This is a genomic window from Luteimonas sp. KH_071 (assembly GCF_057838005.1).
This window is the reverse complement of sequence record NZ_CM174458.1, coordinates 1188942-1201063: the sequence shown is the minus strand read 5'-3', so window position 1 is coordinate 1201063 and position 12122 is coordinate 1188942. Positions and strand designations below refer to the sequence as shown.

Sequence of the window (12122 nt, the reverse complement as noted above, 5' to 3'; positions counted from 1 at the left end):
ATGAACCTCCGTCTCTGGAAGCGCCTAGCACCTCGCCGCACTTCCAGCGCTGGTCAATCCACAAAAGCGGGCTGCAACAGCCGAGTCTCTGCCGTGCTGATGCGCGTGCCACCCCGGGAACAGAGATTCATCCGTACGCCCCCAGCGCCTCGAGAACCCAGCCATATCATCCGGCTCTGCTAGGCTTGCACGCATGAGTGAAGCCGCAATATCCGCCTGCGCATCGGTCGACGATGCCGCGACGCCCCATATCCCCATGTCCCGACGCTTCCGCGGCTTCCTGCCGGTGGTCGTCGATGTCGAAACCGGTGGTTTCGAGTCGCGGCGTCATGCGCTGCTCGAAATCGCCGCGATCCCGCTCAATATCGACGCCGACGGAAATCTCGTGCCCGGCGCGTCCGCGCATACGCATGTCGAGCCGGCGGACGGCACGCACATCGACCCGCAGTCGCTCGAAGTGACCGGCATCGACATCCACCATCCGTTCCGGTTCGCGAAGCCCGAGCGCGAAGCGCTGGAGCACATCTTCAATCACGTGCGCAACGCCGTGCGTCACCACGAGTGCCAGCGCGCGATCCTGGTCGGCCACAACGCGCATTTCGACCTCGGCTTCATCAACGCCGCGGTCGCGCGCACGCAGCACAAGCGCAACCCGTTCCACCCCTTCAGCGTCTTCGATACCGTCACGCTTGCAGGTGTCGCCTACGGGCAGACGGTGCTGGCGCGCGCGGTGCAGGCCGCCGGCCTGCAGTGGGACCAGGCGCAGGCGCATTCCGCGCTCTACGACACCACGCTGACCGCGCAGCTGTTCTGCCGCATCGCAAACGCCTGGCCGAAGATGGCGTCGCCCGCCGCCAACGACTGAATCGCGCAGTGCTCAGCCGTCCGCGCGTCGCAGTGTGATCACCGCGATCTCGGACGGCACGCCGATCCGGGTCGCGAACCCCGGCCATAGACCGGCGCCGTTGCTGACATAGAGCTGCATGCCGTCTACCGGATACAGGCCGGAGACGAAGCCCCCGTTCGCGCGTGCGACCAACCGGTGCATGCCTGTGATGTGGCCGCCATGCGTGTGGCCCGACAGCTGCAGCGCGACGCCGCGTTTGGCGCTTTCGCGCGCCTCGACCGGTCGATGGTCGAGCAGGATGATCGGCGCTTGTGGATCGGCACCCGCGAGCGCGGCATCGAGATCCGGCAGCGCCTGACCGTAGCGTCCGGCCACCGGATCGGTGACACCCGCGATGGTCAGCGCAGCGCCGTCGCGTTCCACACGGACGTGCGTGTTCTCCAGCACTGCCATGTCCATCGCGCGGAATGCGGCCATCCAGTCGCGATAGTCGCCGTAGTACTCGTGGTTGCCGGTGATCGCGATGACGCCGTCGGGCGCACGCAGGTCCGCCAGCGGACGCACGTCATCGGCGCGCGCAGTGACGCTGCCATCGACGAGATCGCCGGTGATGACAATCAGATCGGGCTGCTGCGCATTGGATTCGGCGACCACGCCTGCGACCCAGTCACCGGTCAGCAGCCGACTGGCGTGGATGTCCGTCAGCTGCAGGACGCGGTAGCCATCGAAGGCCTCCGGCAGGCCGGCGATCGCGACATCAATCTGCCGCACCTGCGGCACCACCATCGCCTGCCACGTGCCATAGGCCGACAGCAGCAGGGCGAGCATCGCCGCGCCCGGCCGCAGCCACGGCTCGCGCAGGGTCGCGAGCGCACGCCGGCGACGCAGCGCCCAGACCAGCAATGTCGCCACGTCCAGCAGCAACACGAACACTGCGGTCAGCAGCAGTGCGATGAAGCCCGTGCCGAGCGCGGCGAGCACCAGCTTCGGCAGCTCCGGCGACGCCATGCTGCCGGCGAAGCGCGCGACGATGCGATGGTGCAACGCCAGGCCGTAGACAAGAAACGCCAGCGCAGTCCGCACCGGCCACGGCAGGCGCAAGGGGAACACCACACGCAGGACGAGATAGGACGCAAGGACGATCGCAACGACACTCAGCACAGGCATTTCCGAAGACGTGGACGGGCAGTCCGTGCGCGACGGACCGACGTGGGGTCGGCCATGGTCGACGATGCGGATCACACGCGCCAGCGCAGCCTGAACCGGCGTACGGGTTCGTCACGGAACGATGCGTTTCGTGCCCGCTACGATGGCGTCCGCGCACCTGGGCAGGGACAGGCGGGTGCGCGCCGATATCGCGGCGCGCATCGAGTCCGCTCAGCTCGCGAGCTTCAAACCGATGATGCCGGCAATGATCAAGCCGAGACTGATCAGACGCCCCGGACTTGCGGCATCGCCCATCAGCACCATGCCGAGAATCACGGTACCGACCGCGCCGATCCCGACCCAGATCGCGTACGCCGTTCCGACCGGCAGCTCGCGCATCGCGATGCCCAGCAGACCGACACTGATCGCCATCGCGGCGACCGTGCCGACGGTGGGCCAAAGCCTGGTGAACCCTTCGGTGTACTTCAGACCGATCGCCCAGCCGATTTCGAACAGGCCGGCGAGCACGAGAATGATCCAGGACATGGGAATGCCTCCATCTTTGCGATGGGGCCGTCCCCTTGTGTGGAATGGAGTGGCGGGGTCGTCCCCGCTTCCTGGTATGGGGAAATTATCGCCGCTGGTTCGGGGGTCCGGATTACCGGGATGTAACCCGCAACGCGTGACGCGCCGGGCGTGTCTGCGGAGCAGGACGCGCAATGCTGTGCCTGCCGCCTATCCAGGTCTGCCCGGTCTCTCGGCTCACCTGCACTAGTGCAGGACATCTCGCGCCCAGCGGAAAGCCAAGGCATCCCGCAGATCTCAACGCCTGCCGATCGGGCCGTTTACCTGGATGACACGCCAGAGCGCATCCGCCCCCGCGCGCCCAGCGTCCTGACGATCCCGAACAAGCTGATTGCAATCCACGCCAACTGCATGATCAACACCGGCATGCTGAAAGTGCCATACAGCGATACCGCCATGCCGATCGCGCCGAACAGGTTCAGCAGCAGATACGGCAGCCCCGCGCCCGAGAAGCGCGTGACCTGAAGCAGGAAGTACGCGAGGACGACAAGAAACGCACCGACGATGCCGCACCACTGGTGCCATTGCAGATCCATCGCGTACTCCACGGGAAGAGGTTCGGCGCATCTTCCGCCGATGCCCCGCCCGCGGCAAGCGGCGGGCTCAGCCCAGCCGCTGGCGCACGGCTTCGAACAGGGTGACGCCGGCCGCCACCGAGACGTTGAGACTTTCGACGCCGCCCAGTGCGTCGCCGCCCGGCATCGGAATCGTCACCAGGCCGTCGCAGTGTTCGCGGGTCAGGCGGCGCAGGCCGTCGGCCTCACCGCCCAGTACCAGCGCGACATTGCCGCGCAGGTCGGTTGCATAGAGTGTCGCGGTCGCCTCGCCGGCCAGGCCGTAGATCCACACGCCCAGCTTCTGCAGGTCGCGCAGCGTGCGCGACAGATTGGTCACGCGCACCACCGGCACGCTGTCCGCGGCGCCGGCCGAGGTCTTGCGCACGGTCGCATTGACCTGCACCGCCTTGTCTTTCGGAATCACGACTGCGGTGACACCGGCGGCGGCTGCGCTGCGCAGGCAGGCGCCGAGGTTGTGCGGGTCCTGCACGCCGTCGAGCACAAGCAGCAATGCCTTGCCTTCGGCAGCCTCGACCAGGCCTTCGAGTTCGTTCTCGTCCCAGGTCTTCGCCGCGGCGTAGCGTGCGACCGCGCCCTGGTGCCGCAGGCCACCGGCGACGCCGTCGAGCGCCTGCTGGTTGACCCGGCGCACATCGATGTCGCGGCGGCGCGCGGCCGATTCGATCTCGACGATGCGCGGATTCTTCGCGCCGGCTTCCAGCAGCACCTCGCGCACGTTCTCGGCGTCGTGTTCGACGGCCGCGGCCACGGCATTGATGCCGACGATCCACTGGTTCTGCTTATTGGTCATGGGGCTGGGAATTCGAAGAAAGGAATGCTGGAGTCCGGAAACATCGACGGGGCCGGCACCTGCGCGCCGGCCCCGCGAACGACGGCCATTCTAGCGAAACGGTCTGATCAGTAAGGCTTCTTCTCGCGCTTGGCCGGCTTGCCGCGTGGCGGCAGTGGCTTCGGGCCGCCCTGCACAGTGGAGTCCGGATCGACCAGACGGAAGTCGATCTTGCGGTCTTCCAGGCTGGCCTTGAGCACGATGATCCGCACCCGGTCGCCGAGGCGGTACTGCCGCCCGGCACGCTGGCCGTTGAGCATCCGGCGGATCGGATCGAAGCTGTAGAAGTCGTTCGGCAGCTGGGTCACGTGGACCAGACCGTTGACCTTCGACTGGTCGAGTTCGACGAACAGGCCGAAGCTGGTCACGCCGCTGATCACACCGTCGAACTGGCCGCCGACATGCTGCTCCATCCACGCGGCGCGATAGCGCTCGTCGACTTCGCGCTCGGCCTCGTCGGCGCGGCGCGAACGCTCCGAACACTGCAGCGACAGACTTTCCATCAGACGCGGCGTGTACATGAACTTCGCCAGCGGCTGGCCCGACAGCACGTGCTTGATCGCGCGATGCACCAGCAGATCGGGATAACGGCGGATCGGAGAGGTGAAATGCGCGTACGACGCCAGCGCCAGACCGAAATGGCCGATGTTCTCGGGCGTGTAGACCGCCTGGCTCTGGCTGCGCAACAGCACCGATTCGAGCAGCGTCGCATCCGGGCGTTCGCGGATCTTCTTCAGCAGGACGGTGAAATCCTTGGGCTGCACCTTGGGCCACGGCGGCAGACGCAGCGAGAACTCCTTGAGGAATTCCAGCAGGTCGGCGTACTTGGCCTCCGGCGGCTTGTCGTGCACGCGGTACGGCGCGGAAATGCCGGCTTCGAGCAGGAAGCGCGCGGCCTCGACGTTCGCCGCGATCATGCATTCCTCGATCAGCTTGTGCGCGTCGTTGCGCTGGAGCATGCCGGCCTGGGTGACTTCGCCGGTGTTGTCGAGCACGAAGCGCACTTCGGAGGATTCGAATTCGATCGCGCCGCGCTTGGCGCGCGCCTTGGCGAGCACTGCGTAGAGCTGGTGCAGACGCTCGACCTGCGGCAGCACCGGCTTGATCGCAGCGCGCGTGTCCTCGTCGAGTTCGCCGACCGCCTTCCACACCTGGGTGTAGGTCAGGCGCGCATGCGAATGCATCACCGCTTCGTAGAATTTCGACTCCGACACCGAGCCGTCGCGCATCACCTGCATGTCGCAGACGAAGCACATGCGATCGACCTTGGGCTTCAGCGAGCAGATGCCGTTGGACAGTGTTTCGGGGAGCATCGGCACGACGAAACCGGGGAAATACACGCTGGTCGCGCGCAGCTGGGCTTCATCGTCGAGCGGTGTGCCGGGACGCACGTAGTTCGACACGTCGGCGATCGCCACCACGAGACGGAAACCGTCGCGGTTGGGTTCGCAGTAGACGGCATCGTCGAAATCCTTGGCGTCCTCACCGTCGATCGTCACCAGCGGCAACGCGCGGATGTCGACGCGACCGCCGACCATGCGCTCCTCGACATCGACCGGCACCGCGGCGGCTTCGTCGAGCACTTCCTGCGAGAACTCGTGCGGCAGGTTGTGGCCGTGGATGGCGGCCTCGACCACCAGCGTCGGTTTGAGCACATCACCCAGCACGGTCAGCACGCGGCCGATCGGCGGGCGGTGCGCATCGCCCGGCGCGGTGATCTCGCAGACCACCAGCTGGCCGTGCGTCGCGTCCTGGCGCGCGTCCACCGGAATCTGGATGTTGCGCTGGATGCGCTTATCGTCCGGCACTACGTAGCTGATGCCGTGTTCGATCGAGAACCGCCCCATCAGGCGCGTCGTGCGGCGCTCGAGCACTTCCACGACTACACCGGCGCGACGGCCGCGCGCATCGACGTTGGTCAGGCTGGCCAGCACGCGGTCGCCGTGCATGACCTTGCGCATCTCGGCCGGCGGCAGGAACAGGTCCTCGCCCGCGCCCGAATCCGGTCGCAGGAACCCGAAGCCTTCCGGGTTGGCGATCACCGTGCCCGGAATCAGGTCCATGCGCTTGGCCGGCACGAGGCCGCCGCGTCGGTTCTGCAGCAGCTGGCCTTCGCGCAGCATCGCGCCCACGCGCTTGCCGAGTGCATCGGCGCGGTCGGGCTCGGTGAGCGCGAGCTTGATCGCGAGCTCGTCGGGCGTCATCGGGCCGTCGGCATCGACGAGCACCTGCAGGATTGCCTCGCGACTCGCGATGGGGTTCGCGTAGCGCGCTGCCTCGCGGTTGGCATGCGGGTCTTCGAAGCGTCCACCGCGCGATGCGGGCGGGCGATCCTGCGATGCCGGTCGGCGATCGGCCGGCGCCGGTCCGCCGGTCTTGGGGCCGCCGGAACGCAGCGCGCGCTGCAGGGCCGGATCGGGCATCCACGGCGGCAGGGCGTCCTTGCGGTCGCTGTGCGATTTCGGGCGGGCCGGAGCGGCGGTGCCGCGCTTGCCGGCCCCCTGCGTCTCGGGTCCGGGCGTACCGCGGCTGCTGCCGCGCTTGCTTGGAGGTTTAGCCATTGCGGGAATGGTACAGGCTCGCCCGCGAGGCCGGCGTCGATGCCCGGAGAATCGCGTGCACGAATCCGTTGACAAGCGCCGGGGGCATCGACAACATACGCGCCCTGACCTGCCCGGGTGGCGGAATTGGTAGACGCACTAGCTTCAGGTGCTAGCGGGGGCAACTCCGTGGAGGTTCGAGTCCTCTCCCGGGCACCAAGGTCATCACAGCCTTACCAGCCGTGAACATCAAACCCGCAATCGCGGGTTTTTTTGTGCCTGCGTTTCGGGCCGAGGCCTTCGCGGGCCACCTCACCGGGATCTCCCGAATGCGCCGTACGATCGCGCATGTTCTTTCCGCCTGCCTTGCGCCATTGTCGACGGGTACGCCGCCTGCGGAGCGCTGCATGGATTACCTGACGCTCAAGATGCTCCATATCCTGGCTGCGGCCACGTGGCTCACCGGCATGGTCGGCAGTGGCATCGCGGTCGCGCTCCATGATGTGCTGGACTCGCCCACCGGTCGATCGCTGCTGGCGAGCCTTCGCAGCTGGAACCGCTGGGTCACCTCGCCTGCACTGATGATCACGCTGGGCGCCGGCCTGACCATCGCGCTGCAGGCCGGCTGGCTGGTGATGCCGTGGCTGCGGGTCAAGATTGCGATGGTGTGTGCGCTGGTGTTCCTGCACGCATGGCTGAGCCGCACGCTGCGGCGACTGGCGACCGTCGAACCTCCGCCCAGGCCCCGCGCCCTGCTGCGTTTCGCCGCGCCCGTGACGTTCCTCGTCGGCCTGTGCATCGGGGTGCTGGGCCTGACCAAGCCGTTCTGAGTCGCGCGGCGCGGAGAATGCGCAACGGCCGTCGTTGCATTGACAGGCGATGGGCCGCACCCCAGAATTGTCGACCTGACCTGCCCGGGTGGCGGAATTGGTAGACGCACTAGCTTCAGGTGCTAGCGGGGGCAACTCCGTGGAGGTTCGAGTCCTCTCCCGGGCACCAAGGTCATCACAGCCTTACCAGCCGTGAACATCAAACCCGCAATCGCGGGTTTTTTTGTGCCCCTTTGTATGGCGACGACTTCTCCGCGCGTGCTTCCGGCACGGCGCCGGAGATCGCACCCAGCGCTCTGCACTCGCCGTCCAGCGGCTGCGCAGCGCACACGTGCATCGCGCACGCCGGATGACCGCGCAGCAGACGCGCCGTCAGTCGCGCCTGCGATTGCCCGGGTTGTTGGGCGAGCCTTCGCCACCCCGCCGTGTCGGATTGCCTTCGAGCGCGCCCGGCATCGATTCCGGATCGTTGCGCTGGTCCTGATCGCGCTTCTCGGACGATTCGCCCGGCGCTTTCGGACCATCGGGCGTGCGCGTCTGTTCCAGCGGGCCGCGCGTGGTGTCTGGGGTGTGATCCCGGCTCATCGTCGTGCCTCCTTGGTAGGTGACGACAGTCTGCGCAACCGAGGGGCGTCGACGCGTGACGCCACTGGCCTGCACCAGCCGCGGGCGGAAGAACTGCCGCCGAACCGCTCAGTCCCCGCGCGCCGCATCCCGGCGCTGCTCGCGCACTTCGAACCACATGCCGTTGAGGATCGCGAACGTTGCCGCGAGGCCGATGCCGAGAATCCAGGCGAAATACCACATGGTGATGCTCCTTGGGTGCGCGCTCAGTACGCGTTGGGGGTGTCGGCGATGCTGGCGTCTGTGACCTTGCCGCGCAGCACGCGGTAGACCCACGCGGTGTAGAGCAGCACCAGCGGCAGGAGCACGATGGTCGCCAGCAGCATGATCCACAGCGTCAGCCGGCTGCTCGACGCGTCCCACAGCGTGAGCCCGGCGCCGGGTATGGTCGACGAGGGCAGCAGGAACGGGAAGATCGCGAAGCCCACCGTCAGAATCACGCTGGCGATCGAGACGCCCGAGGCGACGAACGCGAGACCGCCGCGGCGCAGCCGCAGCAACACTGCCGACGCAAGCGCGCCCAGCACACCGAGCAGCGGTGCGGCCATCGTCCACGGCATGGTGCGGTAGTTGTCCATCCACAGCCCCGGCGCCGTGCTGACGGTCTTGTGCAGCGGATTCGACGCGAGCGCGGTGTCGACCACGGAATCCACGCGGAAGCCCGCGATACCCGTCGCGATCAACACGCCGGCGGCCACGAACAGCGCCGCGGCCAGCACGCCTGCAACGCTGCCATAACGCGCCGCGCGCATGGCAATGGGGCCGTCGGTCTTCATCACCAGCATCGCCGCACCGTGGGCGACCAGCAGGCTCACGCTGACCAGGCCGGCCAGCAACGCGAACGGCGTCAGCAGATCGAAAAAGCCGCCGGTGTAGATCGCACGCAGCTCGGGGGTGAAGTGGAACGGCGCGCCCAGCAGCACGTTGCCGACAGCGACGCCGAAGATCAGCGCCGGCACCGCGCCGCCCACGAACAGCGCCCAGTCCCAGGTCTCACGCCAGCGCGGGTCCTCCACCTTGCCGCGGAACTTGAAGCCGACCGGCCGCAGGATCAGCGCGAACAGGATCAGGAACATCGCCAGATAGAAGCCCGAGAAACTCACCGCATACAGCGGCGGAAACGCGGCGAAGATCGCGCCGCCGCCGAGGATCAACCACACCTGGTTGCCCTCCCAGACGGGGCCGATGGTGTTGACGACGATGCGACGCTCGGCATCGGTCTTCGCAACGAACGGCAGCAATGTGCCGACACCGAGGTCGAAGCCGTCCATCACCGCGAAGCCGATCAGCAACACGCCCAGCAGCAGCCACCAGATCAGGCGCAGCGTGGCGTAGTCGAGGGGAATGAAGTCCATGGGAAATCCTCGGGAAACGTGGGTGCGTCAGGCGCGCGCGGCGGGTGCGGGATCGAGCGCGCGACCGTCAAGGTCCGGGGCAACGTCGTCGATCGCGGCCGGCGCGTCGTCGCCCGCCGGCGGTGCCAGCACATCGGGCCCCTTGCCGATGGCCTTGAGCATCAGCTTCGCGGCGACGATCGCCAGGCCCGTGTAGATGATCACGAAGCCCGCCAGCGAGATCAGGATGTCCTTGAGCGCGATACCCGACGCGGCATAGAACGTCGGCAGCACACCTTCCACCGCCCAGGGCTGACGACCGTATTCGGCGACGAACCAGCCGCATTCGATCGCGATCCACGGCAGCGGCAGGCTCCACAATGCGATCCACAGGAAACGCCGGCTCTCCTCGATGCGGTTGCGCGTGACCACCCAGAACGCGAAGGCGAAGAACGCGATCAAGTAGAAGCCGATGCCGGCCATGACGCGGAACGTCCAGAACAGCGGTGCGACCCGCGGCACGGTGTCGAGCGCGGCCTGGGAAATCTCCTGCTCGGTGGCGTTGACGATGTCGTCGCGATAGCGCTTGAGCAACAGCGCATGGCCGAGGTCGCTCCAGTGCGCATCGAATGCCGCGCGCGCAACGGTATCGGTGCGGTCTTCACGCAGGCGCTCGAGCGCGGCGTAGGCCAGCTGGCCGCCGCGGATGCGGTGCTCGGCGCGCTCGACCAGCTCCAGGATGCCGGGAATCTCGCCGTCGAGCGAACGCGTCGCGATCAGGCCCATCAGCCACGGAATCTTGATTTCGAAGCGGTTGTGCTGACCCGCCTGGTTCGGCAATCCGATCACGGTGAAGCCAGCCGGCGCCGGCTCGGTGTGCCACATCGCCTCGATCGCGGCGAGCTTCATCTTCTGGTGTTCGGTCGCCGCGTAGCCGCTCTCGTCGCCGAGCACCACGACGCTCAGCGCAGACGCCAGGCCGAAGCTCGCCGCGACCGCGATCGAGCGCCGTGCGATGTCCTTGTGCTTGCCGCGCAGCAGGTAGAACGCGCTGACCGACATCACGAAGATCGCGCCGGTCACGTAACCAGCCGACACCGTGTGCACGAACTTGGCCTGGGCGACCGGGTTGAAGATCACGGCCATGAAGTCGGTGATTTCCATGCGCATCGTGTCCGGATTGAACACCGCGCCGACCGGGTTCTGCATCCAGCCGTTGGCGACCAGGATCCACAACGCCGAGAAGTTCGCGCCCAGCGCCACCAGCCAGGTGATCGCCAGATGCTGCAGCTTCGACAGGCGGTTCCAGCCGAAGAAGAACAGGCCGATGAAGGTCGCTTCGAGGAAGAACGCCATCAGCCCTTCGATCGCGAGCGGTGCGCCGAAGATGTCGCCGACGTAGTGGCTGTAGTAGGCCCAGTTCATGCCGAACTGGAATTCCATGACGATGCCCGTCGCCACGCCCATCGCGAAGTTGATGCCGAACAGCACGCCCCAGAACAGCGTCATCCGCCGCCAGACATCACGCCCGGTCATCACGTAGACGCTTTCCATGATCGCCATCAGGAACGACAGCCCCAAGGTCAGCGGCACGAACAGGAAGTGGTACATCGCGGTGAGCGCGAACTGCAGGCGGGACAGTTCGACGACGGTCATGTCGATCATGGGAGGCGGCCGGAGCGGGTCATGCGCGCAGGTTGCGCCGCGGCCGGCGGGTGGGCATTGATCTGGATCAATGCGGCGCGGGCTTCGTCCCCTTCCGCGTGTCGCTATTCAATCCGCCATACCGTCGAATCAAGGCCGCGTCATGCCGGCTGGATGGTCATGCCGACGAATCCTGACGCGTCAACCCGGTGAGCCCGCCCCAGCGAACCCGGATCCGTCATTCCGGCGTATGCCGGAGTCCAGTGACGTCGCCACGATGGACGAGACCCCTTTGGCCGAATGAAAGACGCTGGATCCCGGCGTTCGCCGGGATGACGGGGGCCGGACATTCGTGCGCGCTTCGGTCACAGCGGAAGCGTAGGGACGGACGCCGCTACAGCCCCGCCGCACTCCGCAACGCCGCCACATCCAGCAGATCGATCCGCCGTGGATCCTCGAACGCGATCGCCCCGCTCTGCCGCAGCCTGGTGAAACTGCGACTGACCGTCTCGATCGTCAGGCCCAGATGGTCAGCAATATCGGCGCGGGTCATCGGCAGGTCGACGTGATGGGCAGCCCCGCCGCGCTGCTGCTGTCGCTCGCCCAGTTCGACGAGAAATCCGGCAAGCCGTTCGCCCGGCCCCAGGCGCGCCAGCAGCATCAGGCTGCCGCGGGTGGCGTCGAGTTCGCTGCAGGCCTGGGCCAGCATGCCGGATTCGAGATCGGGATAGCGCTGGCACAGGCTGCGCATGGACTGCAGCGGGAACGCACACAGCACGCAGTCGGTCACGGCTTCCAGCGTGTGGCGGTACTGCGGCGCGCCGCTGAAACCGATGAAGTCACCGACCATCAGAAAGCCCGCGACCAGCCGGCGGCCATCGGGCAGCAGACGTACGCGGCGCAGCATGCCGCGGGTGACGGTGTAGACCTCGCGTCGCGGATCACCCTGGCTGGCCAGCGTGGCGCCGACGGGCAGCAGCACTTCACCCGCGACCGCTTCGAGGGCATGCGTTTCCGCTGCGGGAATCGACGCGCAGATCGCCAGCGGCCGCGCCAGACAGCCCTCGCAGCCGCCGTGCTGCGCACGCTTCGGGCTGCCGGCCGCCGCATGGCGGGCCGAACCGGTGAGTTCGGCGGAACTGGGCGGCCTCTGCTTCATCTCCAT

The 12122-nt window shown here is 67.1% G+C and carries 12 protein-coding genes and 2 tRNA genes; 4 read left to right on the top strand and 10 right to left on the bottom strand.

The genetic code is table 11. The annotated features are described in order from the left end of the window. The first annotated feature begins 193 nt into the window (after nt 1–193). The gene (rnt, locus tag AC3IRM_RS05545; RefSeq protein ID WP_489205235.1) at nt 194–865 is read left to right on the top strand and encodes a ribonuclease T; all 672 of its coding nucleotides are present in this window, start codon (nt 194–196) and stop codon (nt 863–865) included. Nucleotides 866–877: 12 nt separating this feature from the next. Here the strand turns inward: rnt and AC3IRM_RS05540 are convergent, their stop codons facing one another. From AC3IRM_RS05540 to rnr, 5 genes are all read right to left on the bottom strand, one after another. After that, the gene (locus AC3IRM_RS05540; RefSeq protein ID WP_489205234.1) at nt 878–2014 is read right to left on the bottom strand and encodes a metallophosphoesterase; all 1137 of its coding nucleotides are present in this window, start codon (nt 2012–2014) and stop codon (nt 878–880) included. Between the two features lie 210 nt (nt 2015–2224). Beyond that, entirely contained in the window at nt 2225–2539 is a 315-nt protein-coding gene (gene sugE / locus AC3IRM_RS05535) for a quaternary ammonium compound efflux SMR transporter SugE (protein ID WP_489205233.1), read from the bottom strand. Between the two features lie 299 nt (nt 2540–2838). Then, nucleotides 2839–3114, bottom strand: coding sequence for a CBU_0592 family membrane protein (locus tag AC3IRM_RS05530; RefSeq protein WP_489205232.1), 276 nt, complete (start codon nt 3112–3114; stop codon nt 2839–2841). A 67-nt stretch (nt 3115–3181) separates the two neighbouring features. Next, nucleotides 3182–3946, bottom strand: coding sequence for a 23S rRNA (guanosine(2251)-2'-O)-methyltransferase RlmB (rlmB, locus tag AC3IRM_RS05525; RefSeq protein WP_489205231.1), 765 nt, complete (start codon nt 3944–3946; stop codon nt 3182–3184). Between the two features lie 107 nt (nt 3947–4053). After that, on the bottom strand, nt 4054–6546 hold the full coding sequence (gene rnr, locus AC3IRM_RS05520) for a ribonuclease R (protein ID WP_489205230.1): 2493 nt from the start codon (nt 6544–6546) through the stop codon (nt 4054–4056). A 111-nt stretch (nt 6547–6657) separates the two neighbouring features. Here rnr and AC3IRM_RS05515 point away from each other — a divergent pair. The 3 genes from AC3IRM_RS05515 (at nt 6658) to AC3IRM_RS05505 (ending at nt 7524) form a co-directional block, all read left to right on the top strand. Beyond that, nucleotides 6658–6744: transfer RNA gene (locus tag AC3IRM_RS05515), tRNA-Leu, on the top strand. A gap of 188 nt (nt 6745–6932) precedes the next feature. Next, nucleotides 6933–7355: a CopD family protein gene (locus AC3IRM_RS05510; RefSeq protein ID WP_489205229.1), complete on the top strand. Its 423-nt coding sequence runs from the start codon at nt 6933–6935 to the stop codon at nt 7353–7355. Nucleotides 7356–7437: 82 nt separating this feature from the next. Next, nucleotides 7438–7524, top strand: a tRNA-Leu gene (locus AC3IRM_RS05505). A gap of 203 nt (nt 7525–7727) precedes the next feature. Here AC3IRM_RS05505 and AC3IRM_RS05500 read toward each other — a convergent pair. The 5 genes from AC3IRM_RS05500 to AC3IRM_RS05480 all read right to left on the bottom strand — a co-directional run bounded on the left by AC3IRM_RS05500 (nt 7728) and on the right by AC3IRM_RS05480 (nt 12116). Continuing rightward, the gene (locus tag AC3IRM_RS05500; protein WP_489205228.1) at nt 7728–7940 is read right to left on the bottom strand and encodes a hypothetical protein; all 213 of its coding nucleotides are present in this window, start codon (nt 7938–7940) and stop codon (nt 7728–7730) included. Nucleotides 7941–8048: 108 nt separating this feature from the next. After that, a complete protein-coding gene (gene cydX, locus AC3IRM_RS05495; RefSeq protein WP_310237574.1) occupies nt 8049–8162 on the bottom strand; it encodes a cytochrome bd-I oxidase subunit CydX in 114 nt (37 codons plus the stop codon). A gap of 23 nt (nt 8163–8185) precedes the next feature. Beyond that, nucleotides 8186–9334 carry a cytochrome d ubiquinol oxidase subunit II gene (gene cydB, locus AC3IRM_RS05490; RefSeq protein ID WP_489205227.1) on the bottom strand — a complete coding sequence of 383 codons (1149 nt, stop codon included), beginning with the start codon at nt 9332–9334 and terminating at the stop codon, nt 8186–8188. 27 nt (nt 9335–9361) lie between these two features. Beyond that, nucleotides 9362–10978 (bottom strand): cytochrome ubiquinol oxidase subunit I, encoded by a 1617-nt coding sequence (locus tag AC3IRM_RS05485; RefSeq protein ID WP_489205226.1) that lies wholly within the window; start codon nt 10976–10978, stop codon nt 9362–9364. 373 nt (nt 10979–11351) lie between these two features. Next, the gene (locus AC3IRM_RS05480) at nt 11352–12116 is read right to left on the bottom strand and encodes a Crp/Fnr family transcriptional regulator (RefSeq protein WP_489205225.1); all 765 of its coding nucleotides are present in this window, start codon (nt 12114–12116) and stop codon (nt 11352–11354) included. Nucleotides 12117–12122: the final 6 nt, after the last annotated feature.

Excerpts from the sequence above, each read along its gene's own strand:
- rnt (WP_489205235.1), top strand. The coding sequence starts at position 194 with ATGAGTGAAGCCGCAATATCCGCCTGCGCATCGGTCGACGATGCCGCG.
- AC3IRM_RS05540 (WP_489205234.1), bottom strand. The coding sequence starts at position 2,014 with ATGCCTGTGCTGAGTGTCGTTGCGATCGTCCTTGCGTCCTATCTCGTC.
- sugE (WP_489205233.1), bottom strand. The coding sequence starts at position 2,539 with ATGTCCTGGATCATTCTCGTGCTCGCCGGCCTGTTCGAAATCGGCTGG.
- AC3IRM_RS05530 (WP_489205232.1), bottom strand. The coding sequence starts at position 3,114 with ATGGATCTGCAATGGCACCAGTGGTGCGGCATCGTCGGTGCGTTTCTT.
- rlmB (WP_489205231.1), bottom strand. The coding sequence starts at position 3,946 with ATGACCAATAAGCAGAACCAGTGGATCGTCGGCATCAATGCCGTGGCC.
- rnr (WP_489205230.1), bottom strand. The coding sequence starts at position 6,546 with ATGGCTAAACCTCCAAGCAAGCGCGGCAGCAGCCGCGGTACGCCCGGA.
- AC3IRM_RS05510 (WP_489205229.1), top strand. The coding sequence starts at position 6,933 with ATGGATTACCTGACGCTCAAGATGCTCCATATCCTGGCTGCGGCCACG.
- AC3IRM_RS05500 (WP_489205228.1), bottom strand. The coding sequence starts at position 7,940 with ATGAGCCGGGATCACACCCCAGACACCACGCGCGGCCCGCTGGAACAG.
- cydX (WP_310237574.1), bottom strand. The coding sequence starts at position 8,162 with ATGTGGTATTTCGCCTGGATTCTCGGCATCGGCCTCGCGGCAACGTTC.
- cydB (WP_489205227.1), bottom strand. The coding sequence starts at position 9,334 with ATGGACTTCATTCCCCTCGACTACGCCACGCTGCGCCTGATCTGGTGG.
- AC3IRM_RS05485 (WP_489205226.1), bottom strand. The coding sequence starts at position 10,978 with ATGATCGACATGACCGTCGTCGAACTGTCCCGCCTGCAGTTCGCGCTC.
- AC3IRM_RS05480 (WP_489205225.1), bottom strand. The coding sequence starts at position 12,116 with ATGAAGCAGAGGCCGCCCAGTTCCGCCGAACTCACCGGTTCGGCCCGC.